General features: G+C 70.2%; 16 protein-coding genes. 8 read left to right on the top strand and 8 right to left on the bottom strand.

What is annotated here, in order from left to right:
• Positions 1-138: 138 nt before the first annotated feature.
• Positions 139-1,326, bottom strand: coding sequence for a hypothetical protein (locus ACFVYR_RS33660; protein ID WP_384259828.1), 1,188 nt, complete (start codon positions 1,324-1,326; stop codon positions 139-141).
• A 197-nt stretch (positions 1,327-1,523) separates the two neighbouring features.
• Here ACFVYR_RS33660 and ACFVYR_RS33655 point away from each other — a divergent pair, with 197 nt between their 5' ends.
• The gene (locus ACFVYR_RS33655) at positions 1,524-3,491 is read left to right on the top strand and encodes a M13 family metallopeptidase (protein WP_384259831.1); all 1,968 of its coding nucleotides are present in this window, start codon (positions 1,524-1,526) and stop codon (positions 3,489-3,491) included.
• A gap of 123 nt (positions 3,492-3,614) precedes the next feature.
• Here ACFVYR_RS33655 and ACFVYR_RS33650 read toward each other — a convergent pair whose 3' ends face one another.
• A complete protein-coding gene (locus ACFVYR_RS33650) occupies positions 3,615-4,373 on the bottom strand; it encodes an SDR family NAD(P)-dependent oxidoreductase (protein ID WP_384259833.1) in 759 nt (252 codons plus the stop codon).
• A 210-nt stretch (positions 4,374-4,583) separates the two neighbouring features.
• Here ACFVYR_RS33650 and ACFVYR_RS33645 point away from each other — a divergent pair, with 210 nt between their 5' ends.
• Positions 4,584-5,432 carry a helix-turn-helix transcriptional regulator gene (locus ACFVYR_RS33645; protein ID WP_384259835.1) on the top strand — a complete coding sequence of 283 codons (849 nt, stop codon included), beginning with the start codon at positions 4,584-4,586 and terminating at the stop codon, positions 5,430-5,432.
• Positions 5,433-5,460: 28 nt separating this feature from the next.
• Here ACFVYR_RS33645 and ACFVYR_RS33640 read toward each other — a convergent pair whose 3' ends face one another.
• Complete coding sequence (locus ACFVYR_RS33640; RefSeq protein WP_384259838.1) at positions 5,461-5,838, bottom strand: hypothetical protein; 378 nt, start codon at positions 5,836-5,838, stop codon at positions 5,461-5,463.
• Between the two features lie 319 nt (positions 5,839-6,157).
• Between ACFVYR_RS33640 and ACFVYR_RS33635 the strand changes: the two genes are divergently transcribed.
• Positions 6,158-6,823 (top strand): restriction endonuclease, encoded by a 666-nt coding sequence (locus tag ACFVYR_RS33635; RefSeq protein WP_384259840.1) that lies wholly within the window; start codon positions 6,158-6,160, stop codon positions 6,821-6,823.
• A gap of 140 nt (positions 6,824-6,963) precedes the next feature.
• Here the strand turns inward: ACFVYR_RS33635 and ACFVYR_RS33630 are convergent, their stop codons facing one another.
• Positions 6,964-7,506, bottom strand: coding sequence for a phosphoribosyltransferase family protein (locus ACFVYR_RS33630; RefSeq protein ID WP_384259842.1), 543 nt, complete (start codon positions 7,504-7,506; stop codon positions 6,964-6,966).
• 139 nt (positions 7,507-7,645) lie between these two features.
• On the opposite strand from ACFVYR_RS33630, the gene ACFVYR_RS33625 reads away from it, so the two are divergent.
• Entirely contained in the window at positions 7,646-8,245 is a 600-nt protein-coding gene (locus ACFVYR_RS33625; RefSeq protein WP_384259844.1) for a YdcF family protein, read from the top strand.
• Positions 8,246-8,424: 179 nt separating this feature from the next.
• Positions 8,425-10,143: a metallophosphoesterase gene (locus ACFVYR_RS33620; protein WP_384259847.1), complete on the top strand. Its 1,719-nt coding sequence runs from the start codon at positions 8,425-8,427 to the stop codon at positions 10,141-10,143.
• 3 nt (positions 10,144-10,146) lie between these two features.
• Here ACFVYR_RS33620 and ACFVYR_RS33615 read toward each other — a convergent pair whose 3' ends face one another.
• Entirely contained in the window at positions 10,147-10,803 is a 657-nt protein-coding gene (locus ACFVYR_RS33615; protein WP_384259849.1) for a TetR/AcrR family transcriptional regulator, read from the bottom strand.
• A 103-nt stretch (positions 10,804-10,906) separates the two neighbouring features.
• On the opposite strand from ACFVYR_RS33615, the gene ACFVYR_RS33610 reads away from it, so the two are divergent.
• Positions 10,907-11,356, top strand: a complete 450-nt coding sequence (locus ACFVYR_RS33610; protein WP_384259852.1) for a nuclear transport factor 2 family protein — start codon at positions 10,907-10,909, stop codon at positions 11,354-11,356.
• A complete protein-coding gene (locus ACFVYR_RS33605; RefSeq protein WP_384259854.1) occupies positions 11,353-12,225 on the top strand; it encodes an NmrA family NAD(P)-binding protein in 873 nt (290 codons plus the stop codon). Before ACFVYR_RS33610 ends, ACFVYR_RS33605 begins: the two co-directional genes overlap by 4 nt.
• Positions 12,226-12,249: 24 nt before the next feature.
• Here the strand turns inward: ACFVYR_RS33605 and ACFVYR_RS33600 are convergent, their stop codons facing one another.
• On the bottom strand, positions 12,250-12,897 hold the full coding sequence (locus ACFVYR_RS33600; protein ID WP_384259856.1) for an alpha/beta fold hydrolase: 648 nt from the start codon (positions 12,895-12,897) through the stop codon (positions 12,250-12,252).
• A gap of 98 nt (positions 12,898-12,995) precedes the next feature.
• Between ACFVYR_RS33600 and ACFVYR_RS33595 the strand changes: the two genes are divergently transcribed.
• Positions 12,996-13,568 (top strand): helix-turn-helix domain-containing protein, encoded by a 573-nt coding sequence (locus ACFVYR_RS33595; protein WP_384259859.1) that lies wholly within the window; start codon positions 12,996-12,998, stop codon positions 13,566-13,568.
• Between the two features lie 41 nt (positions 13,569-13,609).
• Here the strand turns inward: ACFVYR_RS33595 and ACFVYR_RS33590 are convergent, their stop codons facing one another.
• Together ACFVYR_RS33590 and ACFVYR_RS33585 are read right to left on the bottom strand one after the other, a co-directional pair.
• Positions 13,610-13,954 carry a hypothetical protein gene (locus ACFVYR_RS33590; protein ID WP_384259861.1) on the bottom strand — a complete coding sequence of 115 codons (345 nt, stop codon included), beginning with the start codon at positions 13,952-13,954 and terminating at the stop codon, positions 13,610-13,612.
• A gap of 5 nt (positions 13,955-13,959) precedes the next feature.
• On the bottom strand, positions 13,960-14,439 hold a 480-nt coding region (locus ACFVYR_RS33585), incomplete at its 5' end, for a cbb3-type cytochrome c oxidase subunit I (RefSeq protein ID WP_389613516.1).

Raw genomic sequence — 14,439 nt, 5'->3', positions numbered from 1 at the left:
GAGCCGGGGGCGGGCCGGCGAATCCGTCCCCGTACGGGTCATCGCGTACGACTCGAGTGCTACGGGCGCGAGCGTGATCACCCTCGGGACGTACGGGACGGGTCCGGGACGGGTCCGGGCCGACGAGGGCGGAAACCGTCAGGAAGAGCTCTGCTCCTGCTGAGCGGTCGCCGCCCTGAGAGCGGACAGGCACGCGCCGATGGCCTGCTGGAGGTCTTCGAGCCGCCGCACCATGTCGTCCTCGTAGATGTCGTCGATGTCGTCCACGTCGTCGAACGTCAGCTCCTCGAACACCTTCGTGGCCTTCTGCAGGCTGCTGTAGAACTTCGCGCGCCGCTCCTGCACCCGCAGGTCCGGGTCGCTCTGCACGGTCTGCGCGACCATGTCGCGCACCGTGTCGTACGCCTCGCGCGCCCACTCGCCGGAGTCCTCGCCGTCCTCCAGCTCGTCGATGAGGGAGAGATGGCGCTCAGCCTCCTCGCGCAGCTCGGCCGGTGCGTCGATCATCTGCCCGGCAGGCGTTTTGACCTGGCCCTTCTCCACGATCTGGCGGACGTAGTCGACCCGGTCGCCCGCCTTCGCCTCGGCCGCCACGGCCTTCTTGAGGTCGTCGGCGCGGACGATGTCACGGACCAGTCCGGTGCGCAGCGCCGGGTCCTCGTCCAGGCGGTCCATCAGGGCCTTGCGGGCCGCTTCGGCGGTGCCGGGGTCGGCGAGGATCGCGGCACGCAGCGCGGTGGGGTTCTCCGCGACCTCCAGGGCCTTGGTGGGCCGGATGCCCTCCGCCTCGGCCGCCTCCGTGATCGCCTCGCCGCGCGGGGTGTGGGCGCTGGAGCGGGCGGTGTAGTACGACAGCCAGACGTCGGCGTCCGGGAGCTCGACGTCCATGCCGGGGGAGAGCGCCTCGAAGTGGGGCACCATTCCGTCGTCCGCGGCCTTGTCCCAGGCCTTGTAGTAGCGCATGACGCGCTCGGCCGAACAGCCGGCCAGCTCGGCGAACTCCTTGGCCGAGACCTTCGGCGTCTCGCCTGCGCTCTGCCCGCCGGGCCGCACGCTGCGGGCGACCTTGAGGCCGAAGGTCCAGCCTCCGGTGCGCGCGTAGGCCCCGAAGTCACGGGCGTCCTCGATGACCAGGGCCGCAGCGTCGGCGGCCGGGGCGTCGGCCTCTCCGTCGGCGCCGGCTTCCGAAGAGGAAGGGGCACTGGGCTCCGGCGGCTCGGTGGGCTCCGCGGACCAGAAGGCTCCCTCGGGGGCGGCGGTCTCCTCCAGGACACTGGCATCCTCAGAGATGGTGGCGTCCTCGGACGGGGAGAAGGCTACGGTCACGGGAGTTCTCCTGGGTGTCACGGGCGTACGAAGGTTGACGCAACACCTTATCGCTCCTATTGGGATGTTTTGTACGCGAGTTGAGACGCTGCCGACGGCGCCGCCGGAGGCGTGCCCCGGAGCCCCGGGGCGAAGCGGTGAGGAGCCGGGGCCCCACCCGCCCACGGTCGGGGCGACCGCTCGCATAGGCTGCCCGGATGAGCATTCTGGATGACGCCCGCCCGGGCATGAACCACGAGATCCGGCCGCAGGACGACCTCTTCGGACACGTCAACGGCGCCTGGCTGGACACCGAGAAGATTCCCGAGGACCGCTCCAGCTGGGGCCCCTTCGTGCAGCTGGCCGACACCGCGGAGCAGCAGGTCAAGACGATCATCCAGGAGCTGGCGGAGAAGGCGTCGGCCGACCCCGGCGCGACCTCCGAGGACGCCCGCAAGATCGCCGCCCTGTACGCCTCCTTCATGGACGAGGAGACCATCGCCGCCCGTGGCCTCGCCCCGGCCCAGCCCCTGATCGACGAGGTCGCGGCCCTGCGGGACACCCGGGAGCTGGCGTCCTTCCTCGGCCGTTTCGAGCGGATCGGCGGTTCCGGTCTCTTCGGCTCGTACATCGACTCGGACGACCGCGATTCCGACCGCTACCTCTTCAACATCCTCCAGGGCGGACTCGGTCTGCCCGACGAGTCGTACTACCGCGAGGAGAAGTTCGCCGAGATCCGCGAGAAGTACCTCGCCCACCTCACCGAACTCCTCACCCTCGGCAAGCACGCGGACCCGGCGGGCGCCGCGCGGACCGTCCTCGACCTGGAGACCAGGCTCGCGCAGGGGCACTGGGAGCGGGCCGAGACCCGCGACGTGCTGAAGACGTACAACCTCACCACGCTGGACGAACTGACCGCGCTCGCGCCGGAGTTCGACTGGCGCGGCTACGTCACCGGGCTCGGCGGCTCCGACGCCACCATCGCCGAGACCTGCGTCCGCCAGCCGTCCTACCTCACCCACCTCTCCACGGTCCTCGCCGAGACGCCGGTCGAGCAGTGGCGGGACTGGGCCATGACGCGCGTGCTGCGCGCCTGCGCGCCGTACCTGCCGGACGAGTTCGTGCGCAACAACTTCGAGTTCTACGGCCGCACCCTCAACGGCACCCCGGAACTGCGCGCCCGCTGGAAGCGCGCCGTCGCCCTCGTCGAGGGAGCCATGGGAGAGGCCGTCGGCAAGGAGTACGTCGCCCGGCACTTCCCGCCGTCGTCCAAGGCGATGATGGACGACCTCGTGGCCAACCTGCTCGAGGCGTACCGGCAGTCGATCGCCCGCCTGGACTGGATGACCGACGACACGAAGGAACGGGCGTACGAGAAGCTCGCCACGTTCCGTCCCAAGATCGGCTACCCCGACACCTTCCGCGACTACTCGGCCCTTGAGGTCTCGGCCGACGACCTGCTCGCCAACGCCCAGGCGGCGGCCGCGTTCGAGTCCGACCGCGAACTCGCCAAGATCGGCTCGCCGGTCGACCGCGACGAGTGGTTCATGCTGCCGCAGACCGTCAACGCGTACTACAACCCGGGCACCAACGAGATCTGCTTCCCCGCGGGCATCCTGCAGAAGCCGTTCTTCTCGCCCGACGCCGACCCGGCGGAGAACTACGGTGGCATCGGCGCGGTCATCGGCCACGAGATCGGCCACGGCTTCGACGACCAGGGCGCCCAGTACGACGGTGCGGGCAACCTCAACGACTGGTGGACCGCCGCCGACAAGACCGCCTTCGAGGCGAAGTCGAAGGCGCTCATCAAGCAGTACGACGCGTTCTCGCCCCGCAACCTCCCCGGTGAGTTCGTCAACGGCTCGCTGACCGTCGGCGAGAACATCGGCGACCTGGGCGGCCTGACCATCGGGCACACCGCGTACCTCATCTCGCTCGACGGGGCGCCGATGCCCGAGAACGACGGACTGACCGGCTCGCAGCGGCTCTTCATGAACTGGGCGTACTGCTGGCGCACCATGCGCCGCAAGGAGCAAGAGCAGCAGTACCTGACCATCGACCCGCACTCGCCCCCGGAGTTCCGCGCCAACATCGTCCGCAACCTCGACGAGTTCCACGAGGCGTTCGGCACGGTGGAGGGCGACGGTCTCTGGCTCGACCCCGCGGAGCGCGTACGGATCTGGTGACGTGCTCAGGTACTCAGGTACTCAGGTGCTGACGCGTTGACGCGCACGCCGGGGCGCCGCGGGACCGTTGTCCTGCGGCGCCCCGGCGGTGTGCCACACGTGGACGTCGTACGGCCGGGTTGTTCAGTGCGCGGTGAGCCCGCCGTCGACCACCAACTCCGTGCCGGTGACGAACGAGGAGTCGTCGCAGGCCAGGAAGAGGATGGCGGGGGCGACCTCGTCGGCGCGGCCGGCCCGGCGCATGGGTGTGCGCCGGATGTCCGGCTGCTGGTCACCCTGGTCGTCCAGGAGGTCCTGGATCATCGGTGTGGCGATCACCCCTGGATGCACCGAGTTGATCCGTACTCCCTGCCGGGCGTACTCGACCGCGGCGGTCTTGCTCAACAGGCGCACGGCCCCCTTGGATGCCTGGTAGGCCGCGGCCGCACCGCTTCCCACCAGGCCGAGTACGGATGACGTATTGATCACCGAGGCGTTGCCGCTCGCCCGCAGGAGCGGCATCGCCGCCTTCATGCCGAGCCAGGTGCCTTTCTGGTTCACGTCAATGACGCGGTCCCACGCCTCTTCCCGAGTGTCCTCGATACCCGGCCAGTCCAGGATGCCGGCGAGGTTCACCAGCACGTCCAGCGTGGCGAACCGGTCGCGTACGACGGTGATCACTTCGTCCCACTTTAGCGCGGAGGAGACATCGAGCCGGGCGGCGACGACCTCCGCACCGCGTGCCTCCAGCCGGTGGGACAGCTCCCGCAGGGGCCCCTCGGCGACATCGGTGATCACCAGCCGGGCGCCTTCGCGGGCGAAGAGCTCGGCGGTCGCTGTGCCGAGGCCGCCAGTCGCGCCGGTGATCAGCGCGACCTTGCCGTCAAGTCGTTGTCCTGTCATTTGATGTGGTCCTTGATCCTCGTTGCTGTCGAGTGACTGTTGGGCCGGGACTTCCGGGACGTCCTGGTAGCCCCGGTACCAGGGCGGCCACGGACCCGGCCCTTCCCGCCCCACCGAGTCTGGGCAGGCCACCGGCCATCAACCAGGACGCGTGCTGCCTGGGCATGGCACACCCAGGCTGCACACCGAACGTTCGCCTAGCCTGCTCACATGGACGACAACCACTTGGGAGACTTTCTGCGCATACGCCGCGACGGTCTGCGGCCGGAAGACGTCGGCATGGCGAGTCACGGGGTCCGCAGAGTCGCCGGACTGCGCCGCGAGGAGGTCGCCGTCCTGGCCGGAGTCAACGTCGACTACTACACCCGCCTGGAACAGGGCCGCGAGCGCAACCCCTCACCCCAGGTGGTCGACGCACTGAGCCGCGCACTGCGCCTCGACACGGACGCCCGCGCGCACCTGTACCGACTGGCCGGGGCCGCGCCGAACGACCGGCCCTCCGTCCATGCCGTCGAGCAGGTGAGCCCGGCGCTGCGACAGCTGATGGACGGCTACCCCAACACTCCGGCGTTCGTCATGAGCCGGACCCTGGACCTCCTCGCCGTCAACGCTCTGGCCGATGCCCTCTACGCCCCGTTCGAGCCCGCGGACAACTTGGCCCGCATGACCTTCCTCGATCCCGCGGGCCGCAACTTCTACACGGACTGGGACCGGGCAGCCCAGGCCACCGTCGCCAACCTTCGCGAGGCGACCGGATTCGACCCGGACCACCCACGGCTGCGCGAGCTGGTCCGCACCCTCACCGAACACAGCGCGGACTTCACCCGTCTGTGGAACGCCCACACCGTGCGCGGCAAGACCCAGGACGCCAAACACCTCCTCCACCCGGACGTCGGCCCCCTCACCCTCACCTACCAGGCTTTCGACGTACGCGACGCCCCCGGCCAGCAGCTCGTCATCTACCACGCCGAACCAGGCAGCCCCAGCGCCCACTCCCTCAACCTGCTCGGTTCCATCCACGCCACCCGCCACCGGCCCGACCTCCGGTCCCACCGCTGATCAGTCCCTCCATTGTGCGCGTCGGGGCCTACCGGTGCTGGCTCGCCGGGACCACGGGGGAGTGCGACGGCGTCGTGTCGGCGGGTGCCTTGCTCTCGCCTGACCCGCTGACAAGGGTAAACAGGACCACGATCAGGACGAGGAATCCGCTCCCAGCACCCGCTGCGGCGACGGCGGTGCGGGGGGATATCGACCGGTGGTGACCGCGCACGCGGGTGCCGTCGGCGCGGGAGTAGGGGGCGACGTAGGTGGTCGGTCCGGTGCGGGTCGGCCGCTGCGCGGGAGCGCGGCGGGGAGTGGCGCGTCGGGGTGCCGCGTACGACTGCGCGGCGCGCGGCCGGTTGCGGCGGTTGTGGCCTTTGACGAAGGTGCCGTCGCGGCGGCGATGGGGACGGACGTAGGTCATGGGCGGTCCTGAGAGATGAGGGGGCAGGAGCCCGGGCGGGGCCGGGGTTTCCCGGCGTAACTCACAACGGTAGCGGCGCCCACTGACAACGCCGGGCAGCCAACTGGTCCATGACGTAATGCCATTGGGGTTCGCGCAGCGATTTCCGGTCGGTGCTCTCCACGCCGGGGTCGCTGTCAGTGCCGGGTGCTCTCATGAAAGCGGCGGGAAGTTGCGGACGAGGGGGGCCTGTGCGTGGGAACAGGGGTTACGACGGAACCGTGCACGCCGGACAGGATGTGCACCAGGCGCGGCGTGCCGTGCGGGCGGAGGTGCTCCGGTGAGCCCGCGCCGACGTCGGCGCAAGAGCGACGAGGACCTGCTCGCCGCGCTTGGCGTGCTCGTCGTCGTCGGATTGGTGCTGGTGAAAGCAGGGCAGTGGGTGTGGGCGCACTGGTGGGTGCTGGTCGTCCTCGGTTTCCTGGCCCTGCTCGTGCTCGCGGCCTGGATCTACCGGCAGGTGGACCAGGTGCGGTCCGCGCGGTTGAGGGTCGAGGGCCTGACGTACTCGCTCGCCCAGCTGGACGCGATGCACCACACCGCTTTCGAGGTCGCCGTGCGCGATCTGCTCGCCCGGGACGGATCACGCGACGCCCTGCGCTGCGGAGGCCGGGGAGACCTGGGCGCCGACGTGAAGGGCCACGACCCCCACGGCCGGTACTGGGTGCTTCAGTGCAAGCATCGCAGGAAAGGACTCGATGGCGCGGCCGTCGGCACTCCGGAACTGCAGACGCTCAACGGCACCGGCCGGCCCGTACATGGCGGCGACGTCGTCGTGATGGTGACCAACGGCAAGATCTCGCAGCCTGCCCGGCACTTCGCCCGGCAGCAGAGTCTGCACGTGGTCGACCGGCACCTGCTCCAACAGTGGGCCCGCGGCCGACGGCCCCTGTGGGAGATCCTGCCGGCCATCCCTCCGCCCCGGAAACCACCGCGCGTACGGTGACCCCACCTTCGAGACGCCACGCACGACGAAGGGCCCCGTCACAACCAACGGGGTTCCTTCAACCTGCGCATCTCGAGGACCAGTGACCGTGAACGGGCGGCGGCCAGCGCCCCCCGGCGGCTCCGGATGACGCGTCCCGGCTACTCATGAGTGCGAGAGGCAGGGAGATCCTCGAAGCGCAGCAGCGCTCGAACCGGGCCCAGCTCGCGTGCCTGATCCTCACCGAGCTGGTCGATGATGACGCTGCAGCCGGCCCAGTCGCCCCCGCACTCCGAGACCATGTCCCTGACCGCGGTGGCCTGGCTGCCGGTCTCGATCCAGTCGTCGACCAGCAGCACCTTGTCACTCCGCCCCAAGGAGGACCGCTGAAGCCGAAGGCGATGCTCGTGACCCCGATAGTCCGGCGTGCTTCGGCGTTCGACCTTGTCACCGGGAAACAGGCCCTGTCCCTTACGAACCGCCACGAAACCGACCCCCAACTCGACAGCGGCAGCACCGCCGAGCAGGAAGCCGCGCGATTCAATGCCACAAACGGCGGTGACTTGCGCCTCCCGGAACGGCTCGACCAGACCTGCCACGACGGCGGCAAAGGCTCTGGCATCGCGGAAGACGGACCAGACATCGGCATGCCCGCCCACCCATCGGAAGTGCTCAAGGACGAGGTCACGCGCAGCTCCGGTCACGGCCGGGAGTCTGCCCGTCCGCCCACGGGGGATCAACTACGTATCCGGATGCGGACGGCCGTCCAAGGTCACAAGCTACGGTCGTGGGCCGCACGTCCGAACTGAACACCTGGCGGTGCGCGAACGTTAGGGTCGCCGCATGCGACGAAGGACAGGACTGGCGATGGCTGGGGCTGTGGCTCTGGCCTGGGGCGAGTGGCTGAACTGGCGCTGGTCTCGCGCGCTGGTAGGGGGCAGCGGGGGCGCGTCCGAAGCTGTGGTCGTGTTGGGTTACCGGAATCCCCAACCGACGGTGAACTTCATCAACCGCTGGCGTGTCCGTGCTGGCATCCGCTCCATCGCCGCTGACAACGCGCGAGTCACTCGCGTGATCTTCAGCGGTGGTGGGACCAGCAGCTGTGCTGCGGAAGCCCAGCTGATGGCTGACTACGCGAAGTCGGCACTGGAGTTCGACGGCACCGTTCTCCTCGAAGACCAAAGTGCGACGACATGGGAGAACGTCACGAACGTGATCCCCTTGCTTGAGGACGTCGATCGCATCAAAATCGCCTCCCAACCGGCACACGCGCTCAAGGCCCGCGCGTACTTGCGGCGCCAGCGCCCTGATCTGGCTGAGAAGCTCGTGCGCGCGGCTGACTACCGACCTGGCGAGTGGATGGCCGCCAAACCCCTGCTGGCTCTGTACGGACTCTGGACACTCCGTGGGCTCAAGGCCCACGAGCGGAAGACGCGTCTGTAAACGGGAGGGCGAGCCCAAGCCGCCGCAACCCCGGGGGCGGAAGAAGGGGCAGCGGTTCATGATCGGGTCACCGGCCGGTAACTGGTCTGGCCTCGACACCTCACCAACGCGCTCTAGCGTCGCGGGAGTTCCCCGCCGGGCGGCACGCCCCGCAAGCCCGGCCAGAGGCAAGGACCCCCGTGAGACGCACTTCCTTCGTCAGACGTACAGCCGGCGCGACCCGCGCCCCCTTCGTGCAACGCATCCCCTTCGTCGCCGCCACCGCGTCCCTGGCGATGCTGCTCCCGGCCGCCGCCCAGGCATCCGCCCCGACGGCGGAGGCGCCGACCCGCACCGCGCACACCCCGCACACCCCGCACACCGCCCCCGACGCCCCGGCCTTCAGCAGCGCCGGCGGCCGTTACGAGCGCCCCGTCTCCCTCACGCTGCGGGCCGAGCGCGGCACCACGATCCGCTACACGCTGGACGGTACGACGCCCACGCGCGCGAGCCGCCTCTTCGTGCCGGGCCGCCCGCTCCGCATCAGCGGGGACACCAACGTCACCGCCGTCGCCTTCCGCGGCGGCCGGGCGAGCGTCGCGAGATCCGTCGGCTACCTCGTGAAGACGGCGGAGAAGCCCCTCGCGCGCCTGGCCGTCATGTCCGACGTGCACATCGGGGACCACGAGAACAACGACAAGAAGTACGAGAGCTTCTTCGACACCATCGCGTCGGTGTTCCCGCGGCCCGACGCGATCCTCTCCAACGGCGACATGATCAACGACAATGGCGACGGCCGCGGCGCCGACCACCGCATCGTCTCCGAGATCTTCCGCGACAACCTGAAGCGCAAGCGCATGGACGACACCCAGGTCCTGCTCTCCAACGGCAACCACGACGCGAGCCTCGCCGACATCCGCGCCCACTACCCCCGCCCCTGGTTCCCCGACTCGGGCGGCGGCTACTACGAGTCGACGGTCAGCGGCCTGCACGTGTTCACCGTGAACACGGAGACGTACAACGGGAGCACCGCGCAGCGCACATGGCTCAAGAAGCGGCTCGCCGAGCTCACCGCGGACCCGGCGAACGCGCGCACGCCCATCCTCGTGCAGGGGCACCGCCCCGCCCCCGGCACCGCGATGGACGGCCAGCAGGCGTCGAACCCGAGGCTCACCGAGGATCTCAAGGACTTCCCGCAGGTCATCTACTTCTCCGGCCACTCGCACCTGAACATCAACGACGAACGCTCCGTCCACCAGCGGGACTTCACCGCCGTCAACGACGGATCGATGTCGTACGTCGAGATGGACCACGGCTACCAGGCGGTCACGGAGACGGGCCTGGCGGACCGCTTCGAGGCGCCGACCGCGCAGGCGCTGTTCGTCGAGGTGTACCGCGACCGCACGGAGATCGCGCGCGTCAACATGGCCGCCGACAGGCACGACATCTACACCGGAGGCCAGTGGTCGGCGAACTGGCAGCCCCCGTACGCCAGCGCGGGCACGCTCGCCGGACCGACGTGGACCGTACGCCTGAAGGGCAACAGCCCGCAGCAGATCAAGGACGGCTTCACGTACACGGATGCCCGGCGCAACACGACCGCGCCCCGGTTCACCGACCGCCACCCCCTCGGCCTGATCAAGACGGACCGCACCGGCAAGGGCGCCGCCCTCCGCATCCGGCAGGCCCGCGACGACCAGATGGTGCACCACTACCGCGTCGACATCGAGGAGACGAGGACGGGCGCGAAGCTGCTCTCGACGAAGGTCCTCGCCGAGTACTACTTCATGCCGCGCCCCGGCTCCCTGGACATCCCGTTGCCGTCCACGAAGAGCGGCACACGTTATGCGGCCCACGTGAGCGCCGTGGACGCGTACGGCAACGCGTCGCCGGGAGCGTCGCTCAGGTTCTCCGGCTAGAGGCTAGGGCGTTTCCTCCGCATCGCCTCGCGGGCCGGATGAAGTTGGCGGCGAGGTGGAATCCGGCGAGGTGGCTTCGCCCCGCAGTGCCGCCCGGGCCAGCGCCGCCACGCCCTCGTGGATCTGCCGCGGCGGGGTGCCGTTCGTGCGCAGGTGCTCGATGAGGTCGCTGCGTACGGCGGCGAGGAGTGCGTGCGCGAGGAAGCTCGCGTCCTGCTCGCCGCGGACCTCGGTGAGCAGCGCGGTGAGTTCCGCGTGCCACAGGGCGTAGGTGTCGTTGTCGTAGGGGCTGCCGCTGCCCGCGCTCTCCAGGGCGAGCATGAGTGGCCGGACGGCCAGTTTCAGATGGAGTAGGGCGTCCAGGAGGGCGAGGACGCGTTCGTCGGCGTGGGCCCCGGGGCCCAGGGGCGGGGGACCGGAGACGACATCGGCCCGCAGTTGTTCGGTGCGCTGCTCGACGAGTGCCTTGACCAGGCCGACGCGGTCGCCGAAGCGGCGGAAGAGGGTGCCCTTGCCGACCCCCGCGGCGGCCGCGATGTCGTCCATGGACACGCGGTCGGGGTCCCCGCGCTCGATGAACAGGCGCTCGGCGGCGGCCAGTACGGCCTCGCGGTTGCGTTGGGCGTCGGCACGTTCCTTGCGCGGGGGAGGAGGGGGCATGGTGGCTCCACTAGGTAAACGGACCAGCGGTCCGTATAGTTGATGCGGACCGCTGGTCCGCATCGTAGCGCGGGCCGGGCCATGGCTGTGAAAGGGCACCACCATGTCGCATGCGACAACGAAGGACGGCACGCCCGAGGCCGTCTTCCGGCGAGGCCTCGAACTGCTCCTCGCCAAGGACATCGAAGGATGGGTCGGCCTCTGGGCCGAGGACGGGGTCTGCGAATTCCCGTTCGCCCCGCCCGGCGCCCCGCGCCGCCTGGACGGCAAGTCCGCCGTCCGCGCCTACATGGCGGCGTACCCGGACCACATCGACCTGACCGCCATCCCGTACGTACGAGTCCACCGGACCGCGGACCCCGACATCGTCATCGTCGAGAAGCGCGCCGAGGGGCGTTCGGTGAGCACGGGGCGGGACTTCGAGATGTCGTACGTGGTCGTCGTCACCGTCAAGGACGGGCTGTTCACCCACTATCGCGACTACTGGAACCCGCTGACCGCCCTGGAGATCGCCGGCGGCACCGACGCTCCGTTCGTGGGCGGTGCGGCATGACCCGTAGTGGCGAGACGATTCTCGTGACCGGCGGCACCGGCAAGACCGGGCGCCGCGTCGCCGCCCGGCTGGCCTCGGCGGGTCACCGCGTCCGGACGGCGAGCCGTCACCCGGCCCCCGGGCCCGGCCTTGAGGCGGCCCGCTTCGACTGGGCCGACACCGCGACCCACGGCCCGGCCCTCGACGGCGTGCGCCGCCTCTACCTCGCGGCGCCCGACGCCGGACCGGACTCCGCCGCGCGTCTGCTTCCCTTCCTGGAACTGGCGCGCGGTGCCGGAGTCGACCGGGTGGTGCTGCTCGGTTCTTCGGCCATCGCGGAGGCGGACGGCGGGTTCGGTGAGGTGTACCGGGCGGTCCGCGAGCGGTTCCCGCAGTGGGCGGTGCTCCGGCCCTCCTGGTTCATGCAGAACTTCACCGACGACCACCCCCACGCCGCCGGCGTCCGCGCGAGCGGCGAGATCGTGACGGCCACCGGCGACGGCCGTGTCGCCTTCGTCGACGCCGACGACATCGCCGAGGTCGGGGTGCGGGCCCTGACGGACGAGCGCCCGCACAACACGGCCCACCTCATCACCGGCCCCGAGGCGCTGAGTTACGCAGAGGTCGCCGCGGTGCTCTCCCGCGTCACGGGACGGCCGGTCCGGCACCGGCCCGTCTCCCGCGAGGCGATGCGGGGCCGGCTGGTCGCGGAGGGTCTGCCGGTGGGCGTCGCCGAACAGCTTGCCGGCCTGGACGAGGCGATCGCGGCGGGTGCGGAGGACCGGACGAGTCCGGTGGTGGAACGCGTGACGGGACACGCGCCCCGCTCGTTCGAGGACTTCACCAAGGCCCACGGGGCCGATCTGATACGGCCGAGGGCCAGCCATTGAGGGTTCGGGCGGCCGGTCACTACGTCACCTCGCGGTGAACGAGAGGATCTCGCGCGTCACGGCCTCCGGGTTCTCCTCGGCGAGCCAGTGCCCGGCCTCGGGAATCTCGACTCCGCGTACGACCCTGCGCGGCATCGGCGTCAGGGTCGGCCGGGTGGCGGCGAGTGAACCCGTCGCCGTCAGGAGGAGCGTGGGGGTGTCCGACGGGGTGGCCGCGGTGTTGTCGCGCTCGTCCTCGTCCAGGCTCCGGTAGAGCTCGAATCCGGCGTGCAGCGCGTCCGGGCGGCTGTAGGTGCGGAGCGCGTACACGGTGTGCCGCTTCGCGAGAGCAGGCATCACCTTCCGCCACTCGAACCAGGTCTGCGGCCAGCCGTGCAGCAGCACCAGTGCCGGACCCCTGCCGCCCGTGACGTAGTGCATGCGCACCCCGCGCACCTTCGCGAACTTGCGCTCGAACGTGGCGTTGAACTCCGCGCCGTGCTTCCTCGCCGCGTCGTACGACGCGGCCGGGGCGGTCGTCGCGGCGGTGGCAGGAGGGGGCGCCGCCGCGGCGGATCCGTCGAGCGCGTTCCATCCGACGGCGCTGCCGACGGTGAGGGAGAGCGCCAGTGCGCCGGCTCCCAGGAGCCGGCGTCGGGGGAGAGGGCGTTCCTTGGTCCGGGTCGGTTTCATGGTGCGATGTTCACGGGAGCCCTTGCGGAACCGGGCGGCTTTTTGCAGGGTTGCAAAAGAGCGGGCCCCGAGTCGATCTCCCGTGAAAGTGTCCGTGTGTGACGGAAGACCAAGCGGTACTGCGGAACGTCGGCCCGAGGCTGCGCGGCTTCCGCAAGGCCCTCGGTCTCACCCTCGCCGACCTGGCGGAGCGCACAGGACTGACCCAGAGCACCATCTCCCGGCTCGAACGCGGGCTGGTCCACCCGACCCTGGAGCAGCTCCTGCCGCTGGCGCGCGCCTACGCCGTGCCGATCGACGAACTCGTCGCCGCACCGGCCACCGGCGACCCGCGGGTGCACTTGCGTCCCCTTCGTAAGGGCGGCCTGACGTTCGTGCCGCTGGGCGTGAAGACGGGCGGCATGCGGGCGTACAAGGTGATCTACCCGCCACTGTCGAAACTCCCGCCCCCGCAGTTCCACACGCACCCCGGCCGGGAGTGGTTCTACGTGCTCTCCGGGTCGGTCCAACTCGTCCTGACCGGCACCCGGACGGAACTGGCGGCGGGTGAGGCGGCGGAATTCGACACCGAGGCCCCGCACTGGATCGGCAACGCCCGGGACGACATGCCGGCCGAGACCATCGCCATCTACGGGCAGCAGGGCGAACGCATGCATGTGACGGACGTCTGACACGCCGTCCCGGGCTTGCCTTCCGGCGGCCTTCCGCGCCGCTACAGGACGCAGCCCGCCACCACGACCACCAGCGCCAGGGCGAGCGCGAGGCCGAGCAGGTTCCGGGCGAGGAGGCGCCGTCGCAGGACGCGGTACGTCTCCTCGTACTCGGCGCGCAGTTCGTGCCCGCGGCGGGCGATGTGCTGCCAGCCGTGCCGGGTGAGCGACAGGTGGTCCTCGGTGTAGAGCCGTTCCACCTCGGCGCGTTGCGTGTCGGTCAGCCAGGGCAGGCGCCGCGTGAAGCGCTCCGCCGCAGTGCGGCCGTCGGCGCGGGCGGCCTCGACGAGGAGAAGCCCTTCGACCCCGTTGATGAAGTCCCGCACGTCCACGGCGTGCTCGTCCATCGCCGTCATCGCAGGGCCCGCTGCTCGGCCGCCGCGGTCTCGGGGTGGTGCAGGTCGAAGGCCGGGGACTCCGAGCGGATGCGCGGCAGGGACTCGAAGTTGTGCCGGGGCGGCGGGCAGGAGGTCGTCCACTCCAGCGAGCGGCCGTACCCCCACGGGTCGTCGACCTCGACCTTCTTGCCGTACTTGGCGGTCTTCCAGATGTTGTAGAAGAACGGCAGGAACGAGAGGCCGAGCAGGAAGGAGAAGATCGTCGAAACGGTGTTGAGCGTGGTGAAGCCCTCCACCGCCAGGTAGTCGGGGACCCGGCGGAGCATTCCGCCCGCCCCGAGCCAGTGCTGGACGAGGAAGGTGCCGTGGAAGCCGATGAACAGCGTCCAGAAGGTGATTTTGCCAAGGCGCTCGTCGAGCATCTTGCCGGTGAACTTCGGCCACCAGAAGTGGAAGCCGGAGAACATCGCGAAGACGACGGTGCCGAACACGAC

This window comes from Streptomyces sp. NPDC058284, from assembly GCF_042881135.1.
In the GTDB taxonomy this organism is placed as follows: Bacteria; Actinomycetota; Actinomycetes; order Streptomycetales; family Streptomycetaceae; genus Streptomyces.
This window is presented reverse-complemented; position numbering and strand designations above follow the sequence as displayed.

Excerpts from the sequence above, each read along its gene's own strand:
- ACFVYR_RS33655 (WP_384259831.1), top strand. The coding sequence starts at position 1,524 with ATGAGCATTCTGGATGACGCCCGCCCGGGCATGAACCACGAGATCCGG.
- ACFVYR_RS33650 (WP_384259833.1), bottom strand. The coding sequence starts at position 4,373 with ATGACAGGACAACGACTTGACGGCAAGGTCGCGCTGATCACCGGCGCG.
- ACFVYR_RS33645 (WP_384259835.1), top strand. The coding sequence starts at position 4,584 with ATGGACGACAACCACTTGGGAGACTTTCTGCGCATACGCCGCGACGGT.
- ACFVYR_RS33640 (WP_384259838.1), bottom strand. The coding sequence starts at position 5,838 with ATGACCTACGTCCGTCCCCATCGCCGCCGCGACGGCACCTTCGTCAAA.
- ACFVYR_RS33625 (WP_384259844.1), top strand. The coding sequence starts at position 7,646 with ATGCGACGAAGGACAGGACTGGCGATGGCTGGGGCTGTGGCTCTGGCC.
- ACFVYR_RS33615 (WP_384259849.1), bottom strand. The coding sequence starts at position 10,803 with ATGCCCCCTCCTCCCCCGCGCAAGGAACGTGCCGACGCCCAACGCAAC.
- ACFVYR_RS33610 (WP_384259852.1), top strand. The coding sequence starts at position 10,907 with ATGTCGCATGCGACAACGAAGGACGGCACGCCCGAGGCCGTCTTCCGG.
- ACFVYR_RS33605 (WP_384259854.1), top strand. The coding sequence starts at position 11,353 with ATGACCCGTAGTGGCGAGACGATTCTCGTGACCGGCGGCACCGGCAAG.
- ACFVYR_RS33600 (WP_384259856.1), bottom strand. The coding sequence starts at position 12,897 with ATGAAACCGACCCGGACCAAGGAACGCCCTCTCCCCCGACGCCGGCTC.
- ACFVYR_RS33590 (WP_384259861.1), bottom strand. The coding sequence starts at position 13,954 with ATGGACGAGCACGCCGTGGACGTGCGGGACTTCATCAACGGGGTCGAA.